This is a genomic window from Kribbella sp. NPDC005582 (assembly GCF_040605415.1).
In the GTDB taxonomy this organism is placed as follows: domain Bacteria; phylum Actinomycetota; class Actinomycetes; order Propionibacteriales; family Kribbellaceae; genus Kribbella.
On sequence record NZ_JBEXCU010000003.1, the window covers coordinates 806,357 to 823,501 of the forward strand.

The 17,145-nt window shown below is 68.0% G+C and carries 17 protein-coding genes, 1 tRNA gene and 2 pseudogenes; 8 read left to right on the forward strand and 12 right to left on the reverse strand.

Going from position 1 to position 17,145, the window contains the following annotated elements:
• Positions 1 to 12 precede the first annotated feature (12 nt).
• Positions 13 to 408 carry a hypothetical protein gene (locus ABZS29_RS21435; protein ID WP_355464026.1) on the reverse strand — a complete coding sequence of 132 codons (396 nt, stop codon included), beginning with the start codon at positions 406 to 408 and terminating at the stop codon, positions 13 to 15.
• A gap of 200 nt (positions 409 to 608) precedes the next feature.
• Between ABZS29_RS21435 and rnhA the strand changes: the two are divergent.
• Together rnhA and ABZS29_RS21445 are read left to right on the forward strand one after the other, a co-directional pair.
• A pseudogene (rnhA, locus tag ABZS29_RS21440) lies at positions 609 to 1,049 on the forward strand (ribonuclease HI); the annotation flags it as partial.
• 293 nt (positions 1,050 to 1,342) lie between these two features.
• Positions 1,343 to 1,567: a hypothetical protein gene (locus ABZS29_RS21445; RefSeq protein WP_355464027.1), complete on the forward strand. Its 225-nt coding sequence runs from the start codon at positions 1,343 to 1,345 to the stop codon at positions 1,565 to 1,567.
• Between the two features lie 579 nt (positions 1,568 to 2,146).
• Here ABZS29_RS21445 and ABZS29_RS21450 read toward each other — a convergent pair.
• Positions 2,147 to 2,235: transfer RNA gene (locus ABZS29_RS21450), tRNA-Leu, on the reverse strand.
• A 131-nt stretch (positions 2,236 to 2,366) separates the two neighbouring features.
• Here ABZS29_RS21450 and ABZS29_RS21455 point away from each other — a divergent pair.
• Both ABZS29_RS21455 and ABZS29_RS21460 read left to right on the forward strand, forming a co-directional pair.
• A complete protein-coding gene (locus ABZS29_RS21455) occupies positions 2,367 to 2,843 on the forward strand; it encodes a VOC family protein (protein WP_355464028.1) in 477 nt (158 codons plus the stop codon).
• A gap of 15 nt (positions 2,844 to 2,858) precedes the next feature.
• A complete protein-coding gene (locus ABZS29_RS21460; protein WP_355464029.1) occupies positions 2,859 to 4,172 on the forward strand; it encodes a M20/M25/M40 family metallo-hydrolase in 1,314 nt (437 codons plus the stop codon).
• A gap of 2 nt (positions 4,173 to 4,174) precedes the next feature.
• Here ABZS29_RS21460 and ABZS29_RS21465 read toward each other — a convergent pair whose 3' ends face one another.
• The 6 genes and pseudogenes from ABZS29_RS21465 to ABZS29_RS21490 form a co-directional block, all read right to left on the reverse strand.
• Entirely contained in the window at positions 4,175 to 6,280 is a 2,106-nt protein-coding gene (locus ABZS29_RS21465) for a TfuA-like protein (RefSeq protein ID WP_355464030.1), read from the reverse strand.
• A 7-nt stretch (positions 6,281 to 6,287) separates the two neighbouring features.
• Positions 6,288 to 7,484, reverse strand: a complete 1,197-nt coding sequence (locus ABZS29_RS21470; RefSeq protein WP_355464031.1) for a YcaO-like family protein — start codon at positions 7,482 to 7,484, stop codon at positions 6,288 to 6,290.
• A gap of 8 nt (positions 7,485 to 7,492) precedes the next feature.
• Positions 7,493 to 7,666, reverse strand: a complete 174-nt coding sequence (locus ABZS29_RS21475; RefSeq protein ID WP_355464032.1) for a hypothetical protein — start codon at positions 7,664 to 7,666, stop codon at positions 7,493 to 7,495.
• A gap of 270 nt (positions 7,667 to 7,936) precedes the next feature.
• Positions 7,937 to 8,561: pseudogene (locus ABZS29_RS21480) on the reverse strand (lysoplasmalogenase).
• Between the two features lie 53 nt (positions 8,562 to 8,614).
• On the reverse strand, positions 8,615 to 9,136 hold the full coding sequence (locus tag ABZS29_RS21485; protein ID WP_355464033.1) for a hypothetical protein: 522 nt from the start codon (positions 9,134 to 9,136) through the stop codon (positions 8,615 to 8,617).
• Between the two features lie 68 nt (positions 9,137 to 9,204).
• Positions 9,205 to 10,068 carry a LysR family transcriptional regulator gene (locus ABZS29_RS21490; protein WP_355464034.1) on the reverse strand — a complete coding sequence of 288 codons (864 nt, stop codon included), beginning with the start codon at positions 10,066 to 10,068 and terminating at the stop codon, positions 9,205 to 9,207.
• A gap of 73 nt (positions 10,069 to 10,141) precedes the next feature.
• Between ABZS29_RS21490 and ABZS29_RS21495 the strand changes: the two genes are divergently transcribed.
• Positions 10,142 to 11,347: an MFS transporter gene (locus ABZS29_RS21495; RefSeq protein ID WP_355464035.1), complete on the forward strand. Its 1,206-nt coding sequence runs from the start codon at positions 10,142 to 10,144 to the stop codon at positions 11,345 to 11,347.
• On the opposite strand, the gene ABZS29_RS21500 is transcribed toward ABZS29_RS21495, so the two are convergent.
• From ABZS29_RS21500 to ABZS29_RS21510, 3 genes are read right to left on the reverse strand one after another with little or no spacing between them, the layout of a single operon-like run.
• Positions 11,278 to 12,333 carry an enolase C-terminal domain-like protein gene (locus ABZS29_RS21500; RefSeq protein ID WP_355464036.1) on the reverse strand — a complete coding sequence of 352 codons (1,056 nt, stop codon included), beginning with the start codon at positions 12,331 to 12,333 and terminating at the stop codon, positions 11,278 to 11,280. The genes ABZS29_RS21495 and ABZS29_RS21500 overlap by 70 nt on opposite strands.
• A 9-nt stretch (positions 12,334 to 12,342) precedes the next feature.
• Complete coding sequence (locus ABZS29_RS21505) at positions 12,343 to 12,528, reverse strand: DUF5703 family protein (protein WP_185445878.1); 186 nt, start codon at positions 12,526 to 12,528, stop codon at positions 12,343 to 12,345.
• Positions 12,529 to 12,548: 20 nt separating this feature from the next.
• Positions 12,549 to 13,490, reverse strand: coding sequence for an aldo/keto reductase (locus ABZS29_RS21510; protein ID WP_355464037.1), 942 nt, complete (start codon positions 13,488 to 13,490; stop codon positions 12,549 to 12,551).
• Between the two features lie 51 nt (positions 13,491 to 13,541).
• Here ABZS29_RS21510 and ABZS29_RS21515 point away from each other — a divergent pair, with 51 nt between their 5' ends.
• Together ABZS29_RS21515 and ABZS29_RS21520 are read left to right on the forward strand one after the other, a co-directional pair.
• Entirely contained in the window at positions 13,542 to 14,591 is a 1,050-nt protein-coding gene (locus tag ABZS29_RS21515; RefSeq protein ID WP_355464038.1) for an LLM class F420-dependent oxidoreductase, read from the forward strand.
• Positions 14,592 to 15,419, forward strand: a complete 828-nt coding sequence (locus ABZS29_RS21520) for an undecaprenyl-diphosphate phosphatase (RefSeq protein WP_355464039.1) — start codon at positions 14,592 to 14,594, stop codon at positions 15,417 to 15,419.
• A gap of 6 nt (positions 15,420 to 15,425) precedes the next feature.
• On the opposite strand, the gene corA is transcribed toward ABZS29_RS21520, so the two are convergent.
• A complete protein-coding gene (corA, locus tag ABZS29_RS21525; protein ID WP_355464040.1) occupies positions 15,426 to 16,397 on the reverse strand; it encodes a magnesium/cobalt transporter CorA in 972 nt (323 codons plus the stop codon).
• Between the two features lie 49 nt (positions 16,398 to 16,446).
• Here corA and ABZS29_RS21530 point away from each other — a divergent pair, with 49 nt between their 5' ends.
• Complete coding sequence (locus ABZS29_RS21530; protein ID WP_355464041.1) at positions 16,447 to 17,133, forward strand: histidine phosphatase family protein; 687 nt, start codon at positions 16,447 to 16,449, stop codon at positions 17,131 to 17,133.
• Positions 17,134 to 17,145 lie beyond the last annotated feature (12 nt).

A 17,145-nucleotide genomic window follows, 5' to 3' on the forward strand; every position in this document is an offset into this window, starting at 1 on the left:
CCAGTGCCTCGTTCATCGCGAGGTCGAGATCAGCAGATCGGGGATGCCGGTGAATCTGCGGGCCGCCGCCCGAATCGAGCGCAGCAGGTCATCTCGTCGCTCGGTGAGTTGAGATTCGGTGAGTCGCCCAAGGCCATGCTGCCGCGCGTTGCGGATCTCGACGTACCCCATCAGACGCAGCCAGTCCGGTCCCGAAGCGATGTCCAGCTGTGCCTTCCAGGTATAGACCTCCTTCTCACCGACGGCCACCTGACGATCAGCTGCGACCGTTCGGTTGCCAGTGGCAACCTCCGTGGCTGGAATCGACGTGTATACAGGAATGTGAAACCTGAAGCAGTTCTCCAACTGCATCGGCTGTCGCGTGGCGCAAGCCGGATCAGGCGTGTCGAGCGCGGCGTTGTGAGTCATCTAACGAACCCGACAGTGCAACGCTTCGTGTTGCTAGCTTGACCATGCGCTTGCGGCAGTCGGGGGCGGCTGCGGCAAGCGGCGGGTGGGGATCCCCGCACGGGGCCGGAGGGGGCGGAGCTGGGGCGAGCTCGGCCCCCTCCGGCAGGTGACGCCATCCGGCCCAGTTCCACAATGGTCCCTGGCGATAGGGTTCGGCGGTGACAGACAAGCGGGTGGTCGAGATCTTTACCGACGGGGCGTGCAGTCCCAATCCGGGGCCTGGCGGGTGGGGCGTCGTACTGCGGTACGGGAAGCATGAGAAGGAGTTGTACGGCGGAGAGCCAGGGGAGACCACCAACAACCGGATGGAGTTGATGGCTCCGATCATGGCGCTGGAGGCGCTGACCCGGGACGGCGAAGTCGTGACGGTCCATACCGACAGCACGTATGTGCGGAACGGAATCACCCAGTGGCTGCCGAGGTGGAAGCTGAACGGGTGGCGTACGTCGGCGAAGTTGCCCGTCAAGAACGCCGATCTGTGGCAGCGGCTGGAGCAGGCGGCCGCGCGGCACGAGGTCGAGTGGTTGTGGGTCAAGGGGCATGCAGGCCATCCGGAGAACGAGCGCGCCGATCGGCTTGCGGTCAAAGGTCTGGAGGAGGCGGTCGGACGTGCGGTCGTCCAACCAGGTGCCCAGTCCGGCACGAGATCCTCACCGGCTCCCACTCGGCCCGACCCGGAACCCAGCCTCTTCGACCAAGTCCTGGCAGCCGACGGCTGATCGAGCATCTCAGCCCTCGCGAGGCCGCCGCCTCGGCGCCGGACCTCACGCTGGAACAGGCGCCCAAAGACAATGGGATACGGCTGCCTGAAGACGCGGCCGGAGTTCGATTCGCGGTCTACATCGGGCCAAATGAGAATTTCGATCTCACCTTCGACACAGAGTGCGGGACGGTGCCGGAGTTCCTCAAAGAAAGCTCGTTCAAGGCCTCGTCCAAGCGTTACGTGCCGCTCCCGTCGCTGGTTGAGACGGCCGGGCAGCAACACGACTGGAAGCTGGAGAGCTACCCCGAAGCTGTTGGCATCGCGGAGGATCGCCTAGGGCGGGCAGACCGGAGCATCCTCGTCGCAAAGGCAGGAAGAACCTCGTGCAAGGTATTCATCTCGGCCCTCCGGTGAGTGCGAGCCGCCGGCACCCGATCGGAGCTCGCGCCCGACGGAAGTGTCCTGCAATGGCAGGTCCTGGCGTGGCGTGGGTAAACGATCAGTGGCCGCTCGTCGGGCGATCCTTGCGTGAGCCAGACCGCAAGTGGCTGGAGTTCCGGATACTCCGCCCGCACGTCGGCGTACCCGTCGAGCATCTCCTTGGCGTGGTACGCGAATCCCCAACAACCCGGCCAAGCAGATGTCCATCAGTTCGATGTGGTGGTGGCGGGGGCCATGGACCGGCGTCGAGCACGGGCCCGTCTGGTCGACCCTGGCAGCGGGGACGTCGCCGCGCCTTTGTCGAGGAATTGCGTGGGCGTGTCCGTGCGGCAAAGGTCACTAAGAATCCGGCTCGGAAGCTCAGAACCAGGCCGCAGAGAGAGCGTTGCCGGCCGCGCTGCCGGACGAAGAGCTTCTCAGATGTGACCAACTAGTTACTTCTGTCAAGTGGTGGGGGAGGCGGGCGTGCGTTCAGCGCGCCGGGCCGGTTGTCTGCACGGCCCCTCACATGCATACTGCGCCGACCAGATGGCCGGCGCAGCGTTTGAAGTCTGGTGTCCGAGGGGGGACTTGAACCCCCACGCCCCGTAAAGGGCACTAGCACCTCAAGCTAGCGCGTCTGCCTATTCCGCCACCCGGACAGGTGGTCTGCGCCTTGGCGGCGCCGACCGGAGAACAGTAGCAAACAACCTGGGTGGAATTCACATCGGGTGGGTGGGGGTGTGTGATGGGGGTTCAGCGAGAGGGGTTGGGTGTTGTGGGGACTGTTGATGTGGCAGGGATCGAGGCGGAGCGGGAGCGGTTGCGGGGGGAGTATCTGCGGCCGGAGCGGGCGGGGAGTACGGCGCGGGGGTTGCATCATGTGGCGGTGTTGTGTGCGGATGTGGAGACGACCATCCGGTTCTATCAGGGGGTGCTGGGGTTTCCGTTGACGGAGATCGTGGGGAACCGGGACTACGCGGGGTCGAGTCACTTCTTCTTCGACATCGGGAACGGGAACCTGCTGGCGTTCTTCGACTTTCCGGGGCTGGATCTGGGCCCGTACGCCGAGGTGCTGGGCGGGTTGCATCATCTGGCGATCTCGGTGGAGCCGGAGCGCTGGGTCGAGCTCAAGCGAAGGCTGGACGAGGCGAGCGTCGAGTACCTGGAGGAGAGCGGTACGTCGATCTACTTCCGGGACCCGGACGGGACCCGGGTGGAGCTGATCTCGGATCCGTTGGGGGAGATGTACGGGCTGAGTGTGCTCTGAGAGAAGATGGGTCGTATGACTGAGCCGTCGTACAGCCCTGATGCCGAAGTGGTGGAGCTCTGCAGTGAGCTGATCCGGATCGACACCACGAACTACGGCAACGGGAAGAGCAACGGGGAGCGCGTCGCGGCGGAGTACGTCGCGGCGAAGCTGGACGAGGTCGGGATCGAGTCGACGATCTACGAGTCGGAGCCGGGGCGGGCGACGCTGGTGGCGCACTGGGAGGGCGAGGACCAGAGCGCCGATCCGTTGCTCGTGCACGGGCACCTGGACGTCGTACCGGCGGATCCGAAGGACTGGAAGGTCGATCCGTTCGCGGGGGAGATCTTCGACGGGTGCGTGTGGGGGCGCGGCGCGGTCGACATGAAGGACTTCGACGCGATGGTGCTCTCCGTCGTACGGGCGCGGCAGCGGGCGGGGGTGAAGCCGCGGCGGCCGGTGCGGTTGGTGTTCACGGCCGACGAAGAGGCCGGCGGCGTGTACGGCGCTCAGTGGCTGATCAACAATCATCCGGAGACGGTCGCGGACTGCACCGAGGGGATCGGTGAGGTCGGCGGGTTCTCGGTGACGGTCAAGGACGACCTGCGGCTGTACCTGATCGAGACGGCCGAGAAGGGCATGGACTGGATGCGCCTGAAGGCCCGCGGTACGGCGGGTCACGGGTCGATGATCAACGGCGACAACGCGGTCACGAACCTGGTGGAGGCGGTGACGCGGATCGGCGGGCACGAGTGGCCGCTGCGGATCACGCCGACCGTGCGGGAGTTCCTGAAGACGCTGGAGGAGGTGCTCGAGGTCGAGCTCGACCCCGAGGACATGACCGAGACGCTTGCCAAGCTCGGCAGCTTCAGCCGGATGTTCGGCGCGACGATCCGCAACACGGCGAACCCGACGATGCTGAACGCCGGCTACAAGGTGAATGTGATCCCCGGCGAAGCTGAGGCGCACATCGACGGCCGCTTCCTGCCCGGCTTCGAGGATGAGTTCCACGCGACCATCGACGAACTGCTCGGCGACAAGGTGACGCGCGAGAGCGTGGTCACCGACATCGCGCTGGAGACCGAGTTCAGCGGTGGCTTGGTCGAGGCGATGAAGGCGTGCCTCGCCGCCGAGGACCCGCAGAGCCGTACGGCGCCGCTGCTGATGTCAGGTGGGACGGACGCGAAGTCCTGGAGCCGGCTGGGTGTTCGGTGCTTCGGCTTCGTGCCGCTGCAGCTACCGCCCGAGCTCGACTTCATGGGCATGTTCCACGGTATCGACGAGCGCGTCCCGACGGCATCACTGGAGTTCGGCTCCCGCGTCCTCGACAGGTTCCTCACGCAAGCCTGACCTCAGACGCGAGGCTTCTCGGCAACGACAAGGACACGACGGAGAAGCGGTGACAGAGGCAGCCCGGTCGCAGCCTCGGCCCTCAGGTGCCGCATCGCGTCGTCGTCCGTCCGGTCGGCCAGTGCCCTTTCGTAGAGGCGGATCTGGCGATCCGCCAGATCCGAATGCTCGGTCCGTTGTACCATGGCCAATCCTCCGCGGCCGAGCACCGCTTCGAAGTCGACCCGGAGCGGCGCCGGCAAGCGGTCATCGTCGATGTCGATCGGCTCCCAACCCGTCAGGACATAACGCCCACCGGGTCTCAAGATGCGGCAGGCCTCGCGGGCGGCAGCCACGTGGTCGGCAGCGAAGTGAAAGGCGTCGATACAGATAGCGGCAGCGGCCGCTGCGTCGTCGAGTCCGCTCGCAGTGAGATCGCCGACGTCGAATCGCGCCTGGTCTGCCAGCCCGGCACGGTCCGCCCGCTCCGTCGCCTGCTGGACGGCCACCGTGGACGAGTCGACCCCATGGAGCCGGGAACTCGTCAGCCGTGCGAGCCACAGTCCAGGGCCGCCGCGACCGCACCCCAGGTCGGCCAGCACGTCCCCTGAGCTGAGCTGAAGACTGTCCCTGATCTGCTGCAGCACCGGCTCGGTGACGAAGGAGTTCGGCTCGATCTCGGCCGGTAGCTCGAAGATCTCCTGGAACAGAGCATTTCGTCGCTCGGAAATCGCGTTGACCGCGTATCCGAGATCGAAATCGACGGCCGGAGTGGTCCCGGGGAACAGCGTGAGAAGCTCGGGGTTGTAGCGGACCAGGAGGTAGTACGGACGCAGCGCCGTCACCAGTGCGGCCTCCGAATCGAGCCCGCGGTCGAGCAGCGCGAACGGTAGCTCGGCCGGCGTCACCTTCCAGTGGGTGCAGATCCATGGGATCAGCCGGTCGGCGCGCAACAGGTCGATCGAGAATCCACGATCATTGCGGGCCGCCCCGCTGTTCACCATCACCGAGGCGTCGGCGAGCTGCCGAGCGGGGCCGAGAAGCCCCGCCTGCCGCGCTGCCTCGATACCGCCGAGGTCGTCCATGATGCTCGGCACGATGCGATAGCTCCGCACGACGAACAGCGTCAGCTGCTCCGTGCGGTCGAGAGTCGCGAGCTCGGCCGGGGTCAGCCACAGGTCCAGAAAGCCGAAGTCGTCGGTGGCGGACGGGTCGCCGTACCAGCCGCGATGAACGCCGTGGTGCAGGGCGACGGCCCGGTCGTCGGCTGCCTCCTGTCCGTCGCACTCGCGCCTGCACTCCTCGGCGACGCGGCGGAGCACGGAGTCGCGATGTGCTGCTGGGTAGCCGGCAGCCAGCAGCTGGCTGATCCGCAGCAGCGCCAGATCGACGAACTCGGTCGACTCGGTACGGCGGGCCGCGGTCTCCCAGGCATACAGGAAGATCGTTCGGCTGGTCTCGTCCGGCTGTCTGTCCGGCTTCGGGGCCGCCGGCTCCGAAAGTCGTCGTACCAGTTCCAGCGCATCTTCGCGTTTGCGGTCGACCGGCTCTGTCCTGCAGAACCGTCGCAACTCCTCTACTCGCGGCACGGCCAAGTTCCGGGCGACCTCGATCAGACCTCGGTAGTTACGGAGCTGGTACGGCGTCGCGGCCAGCCGGTCGATGAGGCGTTCCCGCTGTTCGCGGCTCACCAGACCACGAGCCTCGGCGAGTTCCAGCGTCGCCCGCATATTCACCAATGGCTCCGACGCCCGCCGATAGCCCGAGTCCGCGGGCCCGTGAGTGACCGCCACCTCGTCGTCTGCTGTCAGCACACCGGTGCGGTAGTCGAGGTAGATACGGCCGGCACCTTCCATGCCGAAGGTGTCCAGATCTGCTGCCCGCAGGGCTCCCATGCTCGCCGCGCCGAGCACCCGGACGCCGCGCTCGAGCTGCATCAGCAGTTCCTTGTGCCGTACGGCGCGCTGCTGGTGGAAGTATCCGTCGACGATCCCGATGGTGTCGCCGGGTCCGAGATCGAGCCGGAGCAGATCGCCGGCCGCGATCGGTGGGCAGACCTCGATGTCGGTGTCACTGAGAAGTTCGTCCGCGTCGGCCAGCGACGGGCCGACATACAAGAGTGTTGTCATGCCGCCCTCATGTCAGTTCGGGGTCGTAGAGCAGGCCTGGGCAGATCACCCGCGTCACCGGGATGCCGAGTTCGGCACGGGTGTGATCGACGACAAGAGGCTCACGACCGGTGGTCTTGGCGACCATGCCAGCGACCGCTGCCAGATCTTCTTCGAGTGTTGGGTGCGACGTCGAGGGAACGGATTCGAAATCGACCAGCTGGGCGTCGTCGTACAGGGGGTCGAGCGCGGGCGGTCCGCTGGTGCCCGAGACGGCACGAGCCGCTCGCCGGTACCACGTTCCTGGCATGTCGTCGCGGACGCCGGAGATCGCGGTCAACCGGCCTTGTGCGGCTTCGGTGAGCGCGCGGCACAAGGCGACCTGGCGGTCGAGATGACAGCCCATCCCCTGGAACAGGCTGGGAAAGGCGTCGCTGACGATCCGCACCCGCAGGCAGGCGATCATCATCGGAGAAGGCATCAGATCGATCCGTACGTCGACGCCGGCGCGCCGGAATTGCTCCAGGAGCCGGCCCGCATCGCCGTCCACGGTTGCCTGGTCGATCAGGAACCGCGCGGGCGGGTGTCCGGCCCGCGTGGCGGCGTCGCGCTCGATGACCTCGTACAGGCTGTGCAGCGTCGCCTCGTGCAGGGTGTTGCCGCTGGCCAGGCCGTTGCTCGACGGATGGAACAGCGGCACTTGCCAGCGACGAACTACTCGCCCGTCGAGCCGGACCAGTTCCATCGGTACCCAGGTGGCGGCGGTCGCGTCGCGGATCGGGACCGCCGGGGACCATTCGATCAGCGCCGCCTGGTTCAGATGGTGTCGCGGAACGAGGGGCAGCTCCGCCGGGTTGTAAGGCAGTTCGGAGGCCAGGGCGCCGACCGCCTCGAGTCGGCCGGGGCGCAGCCGCTCAGCGTGCCAGGTCTCGATCGCCTCCATGGCCGCGGATACTTTGGCCAGCGGGCCGGTCAGTCCTTTGCCCTGGGCAACTGAAAGTGTGTACGAGTTCGGCCGGACGGCCTGCCAGACCGGGATGCCGATGTCGTCGAGCCAGGTGAGATCAGCCAGTCTGGTGATGCCCATCGCGGCGAAATGCGGTTCGATCCGCCGTAGTGTCTCTTCGGGCGGGCAGATCCGGTGGGTTCCGGCGAGCACGGTCTTGACCGCCGGCAACGCTTCGGACGTCCGTAGGCCGCCCCGGATCAGCCCGCCCGCCGGCATCTCGGTGCTCAGCCGAAGGCCGGGTTGAGGTCGTCGGCGCTCAGTGCGAGGTGCATCTGGTAGATGGGCTGGCAGGGAGCGCCGTACTGCTCCATGCCGCTGGTGCCCGGGATGGGCTGCGTGAGGTCGTCGGCCGCGAGCTCGGTGCGCAGCTGGTGGGTGGAGGGAATGACAAGTGTCATCGGTGCTCCTCAGGTTGGCGAGTGAGTGAGGGCACAGCCTAGAAATCGATTTCTGTGCCGGGCCACCATTACCAGCTGGATCGAAAGACCCCTTCGGCTGTCGCCGTATTTGAGGCGACTCAGTTCGTGACGCATTTGGCGCTGAAGCAGCCGGAGTGGCTCCGGGCGGCTGGTGCGGCGTTCGTGATCGAGCCGTGTGTGCGGTTCGAGGGGCAGCCGGGGGAACAGTGGACGATGTTCCTGTACGACCCTGCTGGTAATGCGCTGGAGTCAAGGCGTGTGCGGACGACTCGCAGGTGTTCGCGAAGTAGTCAGGAAGTACTGGCCGGCGGCGTAGGTGGACATGGCGAGGGCGCCGCGGCCGGGGAAGTCGCGGCCGGACATGCGGAGGGCTATCAGGGCGTCGGAGATGAGGAAGAGCAGGCCGCCGAGGCCGGCGCGGGGGCTGTGCCAGCGGGAGTACGGCGGTGGCGGTGAGCAGGAGGGCATAGGCGGCTACTGGGATCTTCTGGGTGCCGAGGCCGGGGGACAGGGCGGCGATGAGGGCTGCCCACAGGGCGGCGTAGGCGGCGAGGACGCGCCAGCTTCGGGGACCGGGTTTGCTGAGGAAGAACGCGAGGTAGCAGGCGTGGGCGGCGGCGAAGGCGGCCATGCCGGCTAGCTCGAAGCGTGTCTCCAGGAGGAGGTCGCCGGCTGCGGAGGCGAGGAGGGCGGCTTGCAGCAGTGGGTGCCCTTGTTGGGTGCGGGTCCAGGACAGCAGGATCGGCATGAGGGTGAACTTGCTGGCCTGCTTGAGGAGCTTGACGTCGAGCGCGACCGCGGCGACGTGCACCACGGTCGCGCTCCAGTACGCCGTCAACCGCCGCCGGTCACTTGCCAGCCGACCCAGGTTCATGCCACCGAGTGTGCCGGACGCAGGACCCAGCCGAGCGGTTGTTCACGACAAATTCAGCAGGGCTTGATGCTGCTGTAGTTCAGGCCGTTCCAGGTGAACTGGCCGTGCCATGCGCCGGGGGTGTAGTCCGGACCGCCGGGCTGATCCAGGTAGAGGGTGGCGACTGTGCCGCCGGTCTGGTTGTTCACATAGGACCAGAAGTCGTCGTAGTAGGTGTACGAGCGGCAGTTGTAGAAGTCGGTGCGGTTGCCGGTGTAGCCGGAGCCGGTGTAGACGCAGAAGTTGCCGTAGGCACAGGTCGACGGGTCGCCCCAGTCGGCCTGGGACTGGATGGTGGTGGCGGCATCGCCGTTGGCCCACAGGACCTTGTTCGCGGCGATCTGCCGCCCGCCGCGCTTGGCCAGCTCGGCGTTGACGGCGTTCTGCAGCTCGTGGCGCTGGGTGGACGAGAGCCCGCGGACCTCGGACGCGAACCGCGCCGGGGTGGAATCGGGGCCCGCGGCAACTGCTTGAGCTGTCAGGGGAAGTGTGGCGACGATCGCTGTGGCGACTGCCAGGACACGGGAAGCGAACATTGACGACCTTTCGGATCGTGGGGCCGGTCTTCAGGATTCCCGCACCCTAACGGGTCGAAGGTCCATGCCTAGGGCAACAGATTGAGGGTCTCGCGGAGGCGGGGGAGGTGGCGGATGAGGGCCTTCGGTGGGGTGGGGGAGGTGATGACGGAGAGGGTGAGGCGGTAGCGGAAGGGGGCGGGGGTGAGTTGTTCGCCTGGTTGGAGTTCGGTGGCCAGGGCGCTGCGGGGGACCAGGGCGAGGTTGGAGCGGCGGCGGGCCATGGCGACTGTGGTGCCGAGGGTGACGCCGCGGCGGGCGGTGGCGCCGAGGGCGACCAGGCGGGCCTGGATCTCTTCGCTGCCTCGGTCGTAGGTCGAGAAGGCGACGAGGCGGTCCTTGAGGGGTTGCTTGCCGGTTCCTGAGGGCGGTACGCCGGGTGGGACGAACAGGACGAGGTCGTCGCGGCCGATGCGGCGGGCGACTGTGCCGCGGGGAAGCGTCATCTGGTCGGCGATGGCGATGAAGGCGGCGTCCATGGTGCCTTCGGCGACGCGCTCGACGAGGAACTGACCGTGGTCGACCTGCTGCTCGATGTCGATGTCGGTGAGGTCGGCGTCCAGAACAGGGAAGAGGATCGGCGCGAGGCTGGCGAAGGTGCCGATGACGAGACGGCGGCCGGTGGCGGCGGCGCGGGTGGCGTCGTAGACCTCTTCGAGGTGGCTGAGGATGTGGTCGGCGCGGCGGGCGAGTTCGGTGCCGGCGGGGGTGGGGCGGGCGCCGCGGGTGTCGCGCTCGAAGAGTTTGGTACCGCAGAGGCGTTCGATCCGGGCGAGTCGCTGCGACGCGGAGGGCTGCGAGATGCGGAGTTCGCGGGCCGCGGTGCCGACCGCGCCGGTTCGCGCGATGGCTTGGACCAGCCGCAGATCCTCGACCGCCGGTAATGAGGTCATAGGGCCAGGCTATGGCAAGCTCGCAGGTCGTGCTGCCTACCCGCGAGGGCGGGGACGCCGAAGAATCAACGACATGAGAGGCGAGGCGGTGCTGTTGCTGGCGGGCGGGGGAGTCGCCGACCTGGCGCTCCGGTTCACGCAGGTGGCGTTGCCGTTGGTGATCCTGCACGAGACCGGGTCGGTGGCGGCGACCGGCTTGGTGGGCGGCGCGGCCGGCGTACCGGTGTTGCTGTCGCCGTGGTGGGGCCGCCGGGCGCGGCAGTGGGTGGATTCGGGACGACGGCTGGCGTTGGTCGCTCTCGTGTCGGCACTCGCGCTGGCGGCCGTGCCGGCAGCGGCGGCGCTGGACCTGGTCACGCCGGCGTTGCTGATCGTCAGCGGCCTCGTGCTGGGCTGCGGTGATGCTTTGGGTTCACCAGGCCGTACGTCGCTCCTCGCGGACATCGGCGATCGGCGGGGCGAGGGGAAGGCGGTCGTCCTGCTGACCTGGCAAGACGGCGTACGGCGGGTTGGCATGGTGGTCGGCCCGGTGATGGCTGCGGCGGCCGTCGCAGCCGGGGTCACGAACGGCCTGCTGTGGCTGGAGGCATGCGCGGTCCTAGGGGCCGGGCTGGCCGGCTGGCGGATCAAGGGAGAGCCACGCGCAGCCGGCAGCGAAGCACCTTCAATCCGGGCCAGCCTCCAAGGAAGACGGGAGGTCACGCTGGGCTGGCTGGTGCGCGGGACGGGATGCGTGACGTGGTTCGCCTTCACGCTGGGTCTGTCCGTGGTCGGAGCCGAGCGAGGGCGGCCAGGGGTCTACGTGGCGGCCGGCATGAGCGGGTACGGCGTTGGTGCCCTGCTGGGGACGCTGGTAGCCGTAAAAATAGTCAGCAGGTTCTCCGCAGTACCGCTCGCGGGCGCAGCCTGGGCGGTGACCGGACTGTGCTGGGCAGGTATGGGCCTGTGGACGACCCCGGCGAGCGTCGCGGTGTTCGGCGCGGTGTCGGGAGTGTTCATCGTCTGGGGCATCACGGCGATCTCCGCAGCGATCACCCGGACCTCAACCGGCCCGGACCGGCGAGCGTTGCTGTCCGGGCAATCGGTGGTGGTCAACGCGAGCAGCTCGGTCGGCCTCCTCGCCGGCGGTTCGATCATCGCGGCGGCCGGAGCGGAGAGCACGTTGATCGGCGCCGGTCTGCTGACGACCGTGATGGCCACAACGGTCGGCTATCTGGCCAGGTCGATGCCGAACCCCGGCCGATCGGCAAGCGTCAGCAGACCGTCCGCCAACGTGTAGCCGTCATCGACAGTGCCGACGGTGTGCCCGGGCACACCCTCGATGATGTCGATGTTGCCCAGACCCGCCGCCAGATGAGCGGCGTACAAGGTCTTCAAGGGCAGTCCCCAGGCGTGCGGTGAGGCTTTCATCGGCAGCGACGGCATCGTCCGGCGCCAGGCGGTGAGGCCGTGCCCGACCACGTCCATCAGAGCGACGTCGATCAACCCGGCCTGGCCGAGCCGGATGATCTTGTCGACGTCGGGATCGAACTCACCGTCGGCCACCAGCGGCCGCGTCGGTAGCGTGGCGAGGTGCTCGCGGAGGAATTCGAGATCCTCGACCCGTTCCGGGAAGCACTCCTCGAGCCAGTACAGGCGGCAGTCGTCCACAGCGGCCAGGTACGTCGTCAGGTCGTTCACCGAGTAGCCGTCGTTCGGGTCGACGAGGATCTCCGCCTCCGGATACAGCTCGCGGGTCAGCCGCGTGACCTCGATGTCGCGCTCAAGGCCCTCCTGAGCAGGCATCCACCGGTAGCCACGCCCGAGTTTCAGCTTGAAGTCGCGGAAGCCGAACGCGCGATCCTGAGCGAGATTCTCCCGCAGCGCCGCGAGGCCGGAGTCCAGATCGTCGAAGTAGATGCCGCCGCTGTAGGCGCGCACCTGCGGGCTTCCGGTCGCTCCGAGCATCACATGAACCGGTACGTCGAGGATCCGCGCGGCCAGGTCGTGCAGCGGATAGTCGAGGAACAGCGCAGCTGGATCGGTCACTCCACGAGCGGGGTCGATGAGCGAAGACACGGGACGCCCGATCAACGCGCCCGGATCACCGGGGCCGAGCGGCAGTCCCCACCCGATGGCACCGGTCGACGTCTCCACGACGTACGCCGTCTCGATCGGCCCGCTGCCGTGGTGCCCGCGGAACGAGTTTCTGCCGACCGGCCGGAGGTACCGCGCTCCGACCTCGACGGTGCTGATCGCGCTGATGACGTGCCGGGAGAGCGTCATAGGACCAACCTAGAGCGTGCGCATCACCTTGATGATGCGGCGGCGGAGCCAGACGCGGCGGGTTCCGTCGGGGTAGCGGCGGAGGCGGGCCAGCTCCCAGCCGCCGTACTCGGCGTGCTCGGTGAGCAGGCGGCGGACCGCGCCGCGGGTTTCCGTCCGGGAGACTTCGAACTGCTGCAACTCGTATTCGGCCATCCGCACCCTCCAGTACAAGACTACGAAACATCCTCCAGCGCCGCCGCGATGGCCGGCGGCAGCGTCAGCTCCTCCACGCCCAGCACGGACTTCAGCTGCATCGCCGTCCGGGCGCCGACGATCGCCGCCGACACGCCGGGCCGGTCTCGCACCCAGGTGAGCGCGACCTCGAGCGGAGTCCAGCCCAGCCCGTCCGCGGCACGTGCCACCGCTTCCACGATGCCCGAACCCCGGCCGTCGAGGTAGGGGTCGACGAATCTGGACAAATGCTGAGACGCCGCCCGGGAGTCCGCCGGGATGCCGGTGCGGTACTTACCGGTCAACACGCCCCGGCCAAGGGGGGACCACGCCAGCACGCCGATCCCCAGCCCGCCGGCCGCGCGGATCGCGTCCGCTTCGGCGTCGCGGGCGAGCAGCGAATACTCGACCTGGTTCGACACCGGTACGGCGCGGCCGGGCCAGGCCTGCTGCCACGTGACCGCACGGGCCGACTTCCAGCCTGCATAGTTCGACACCCCGACGTACCGGACTTTGCCGGAGTTGACCGCGTAGTCGAGCGCGGACAGCGTCTCCTCGAGCGGTACGTCGTCGGACCAGGTGTGCAGCTGCCAGAGGTCGATGTAGTCGACGTTCAGCCGGCGCAGCGAGGCGTCCAGGTCGCGCAGCAGCGAACCGCGCGAGGTGTCGGTGATCCGCTCGCCCCGGCGCACGCTGAAACCGGCCTTTGTGGCGATCACCACATCGTCGCGCTCCACCACGTCGCCCAGCAGGGTGCCGATCAGTCGCTCGCTGTCACCGTCGCCGTACGCCGCGGCGGTGTCGATCAGGGTGCCACCGGCGGCCACGAAAGCGGCGAGCTGCTCACGCGCCTCATGCTCGTCGGTGTCCCGTCCCCAGGACATGGTGCCCAGGCCGAGCCGACTCACCGCCAGTCCACTGTGACCGAGATAGCGCTGCTGCATGGGTCGAGCCTATTGCGGCCCACCGACAACGGCTGGATAGGCTCGCCAGTCATGCGACTCGGACTGAACATCGGCTTCGTCTTCGGCGACGAGCACTTGGACCATCTGAAGCTCGTCAAGGAGGCCGAGTCCCTGGGATTTTCGGTCACCTGGGCGGCGGAGGCGTACGGCTCGGACGCCGCGACGCTGCTGACCTGGATCGCCGCCCAGACGACGACGATCGACGTCGGCGCGGCGGTCTTCCAGATCCCCGCCCGGACGCCGGCCATGACCGCGATGACGGCGGCGACGCTGGACCGCCTGTCCGGCGGCCGGTTCCGGCTCGGGCTGGGCGTCTCCGGGCCGCAGGTGTCCGAGGGGTGGCACGGCGTCCGGTTCGACAAGCCGTTGGCCCGCACCCGCGAGTACGTTGCCATCGTCAACGCCGCCCTGCGGCGCGAGACGGTGGAGTTCCACGGTGAGCACTTCACGCTGCCGTTGCCCGACGGGCCCGGCAAGGCGCTGAAGCTGTCCAGCCGCCCGCTCCGCGACCACGTGCCGGTCTACCTGGCCGCGGTCGGCCCGAAGAACCTCGAACTCGCCGGCGAGATCGCCGACGGCTGGCTCGGGATCCTCAACGACCCCGCTTATCTTGGAGAGCAGTTGAAGCACATCGCGACCGGTCGCGAGAAGAGAGAGCTCGGACTCGACGGTTTCGACGTCGTCGCCTCCGTGCCGCTGATGACCGGCGACGACCTGGACGCCGCCGCCGACCCGATCCGCGGGTACGCCGCGCTGTACATCGGCGGCATGGGCAGCCGGGAGAAGAACTTCTACAACCAGCTGGCCGTCCGGATGGGCTACGAGGACGAGGCCAAGAAGATCCAGGGCCTGTACCTGGCCAAGCAGCACCGCGACGCGATGGCCGCCGTACCGCAGGGGTTCATCGATGGCATCTCGCTGCTCGGCGGCAAGGAGCGGCTCGCCGAGAAGCTGACGGCGTACGCCGAGGCCGGGGTGACCACCGCGGCCGTCACGCCGTTCGCCCCCACCGTGGACCAGCGGATCGCCGACCTGCGGCTGCTGGCTGAGGCGCTCGAACTCTCCGGGGTCGGTGCCTGAGTGACCATCTGGGACTCGATCATCCTCGGCATCGTCGAGGGGCTCACCGAATTCTTGCCGGTCTCCAGCACCGGCCATCTGACGATCGCGTCGAAGGCCCTCGGCCTGCCGATCGACGACCCGAGCGTGACCGCGTTCACCGCCGTGATCCAGTTCGGCGCGATCGCCGCGGTCGTGCTCTACCTGTGGAAGGACATCGCCCGGTACGCCGTCGCGTGGTTCCGTGGCCTGACCAAGCCGGAGCACCGGGGCGAGTTCGACCACCGGATGGGCTGGTACGTGATCGTCGGCTCGCTGCCGATCTGCATCGTCGGGTTCCTCGCGAAGGACCTGATCTCGGGGCCGCTGCGCAGCATGTGGTGGGTGGCCGGTTCGCTGATCGGCTGGTCGTTCTTCATGGTCGCGGCCGAGCGGCTCGGTTCGAAGAAGCGGCCGCTGGAGAAGACCACGCTGACCGACGCGATCGTGATGGGTCTGATCCAGTGTCTGGCGCTGATCCCGGGTGTCTCGCGATCCGGTGCAACCATCACGGCCGGTCTGTTCCGCGGTCTCGACCGGGTCGCCTCGACCCGGATCGCCTTCCTGCTCGGGATCCCGGCGCTGGTCGGTGCGGCGATCTTCGAGCTGCCGGACGCACTCGGCGGCCACGTGGGCGCCGTACCGCTGCTGGTCGGAACCGTGGTGAGCTTCATCGTTGGCTACGCAAGCGTCGCGTGGCTGATTCGGTTCGTCGCCAAGCACACGACGGAGGTCTTCGCCTTCTACCGGGTGCTGGTCGGCATCGTGATCCTGATCCTGCTGGCGACCAGCACGATCACCGCGACCTGAGAAGACCTAGAGCCAGCCGACCTTGCGGAAGAAGCCGTACACCGTGCCGCAGACGCCGCCCATCAGCAGCAGGACGGCGTAGTACCCGAAGTGCCAGCGCAGTTCGGGCATGTTGTCGAAGTTCATGCCGTAGATGCCGGCCAGCATGGTCGGCACTGCGGCGATCATCACCCAGGCTGAGATTTTCCGCATGTCGTCGTTCTGCTGGACCGAGACGCGGGCCAGGTGCGCGTTCAGCGCCGAGCTGAGCAGGGTGTCCAGGGCGTCGGTCTGGTCCGACACCCGGCTGACGTGGTCGGCCACGTCGCGGAAGAAGGCCGCGGCCTCGCGATTGATGCCGGGGGCACCGTGTGCGAACGCCTCCATCGGCTCGCGCAGCGGAACGATCGCGCGGCGCATCTCGAGCACCTCGCGCTTGAGCTTGTAGATCCGCTCGGCGTCGCTGGTCCGCTCCGGCGAGAAGACCGAGGACTCGACCTCGTCGATGTCGATCTCGACCTGCTCGGCGACCTCCTCGTAGCCGTCGACGACCGAGTCGCAGACCGCCCACAGCACCGCGCCCGGTCCGTGGCCGAGCATCGAGGCCCGGTCCTCGAGCGCCTGCCGGGTGGTCGCCAGTTCGGCACCGTCGCCGTGCCGCACGGTCACGACGTACTGCGGTCCGACGAAGACGCTGACCTGGCCGGTCTCCACCTGGTCGCCCTCGTCGACGTACCAGAGCGTGCGCAGTACGACGACCAGGTCGGCGCCGTACCGCTCGACCTTGGGCCGCTGGTGGGCCTTCAGGGCGTCCTCGACGGCGAGCTCGTGCAGGCCGAAGAGAGCCTGCACGCGGCGCATCTCCGCGGCCGACGGTTCGTGCAGGCCGACCCAGCCGAACGTGCGGGTGTCCTCGCCGATGGTGTGGGCGACGGATTCGGGTTCCTTCGGCAGATCGAGCCGCTCGCCCTCGGCGTACACCCCGCAATCGACGATCACCGCTCCATCATGGCACCGGCGGTTGCGCTGACCGGATACCGTGCCCCTTATGCCCACGGTGATTCTGGTCCGGCACGGCCGCAGTACGTCGAACACATCCGGCACGTTGGCCGGCCGGATGCCGGGCGTGCGGCTCGACGAGACCGGCGTCCAGCAGGCCGAAGCGGTCGCTGAGCGGCTCGCGGCGCTGCCGCTGGCCGCGATCGTCACCTCGCCGCTGGAGCGCTGCCGGCAGACCGCGGCCGCGATCGCCAAGCGTCATCCCGGGCTGCGGCCGGCGAGCGACCGCCGGCTGACCGAGTGCGGGTACGGCGATTGGACCGGGCAGAAGATCTCGACCCTGGCCAAGGACCCGCTGTGGTCGGTCGTGCAGGCGCACCCGTCGGCGGTGACGTTCCCGAACGGCGAATCGATGCGGGCGATGCAGCAGCGCGGGGTGGACGCGATCCGGGCGCACAATGCGGTACTGCCGGACGACGCGATCTGGGTGGCCGTGTCGCACGGTGACGTGATCAAGGCGATCGTTGCCGATGCCCTCGGTCAGCACCTGGACACCTTCCAGCGGATCGTCGTCGACACCGCCTCCACGACGATCATCACCTACACCCAGACCCGCCCGTTCCTGGTCCGGCTCAACGACACCGGCAGCGAGCTGGCCTCGCTGATTCCGAAGCCGCCGGCGAAGGGCAAAGCGACCAAAAAGCAGTCTTCCGACGCGGTAGTAGGCGGACGGTAATAGGGTCGTAGT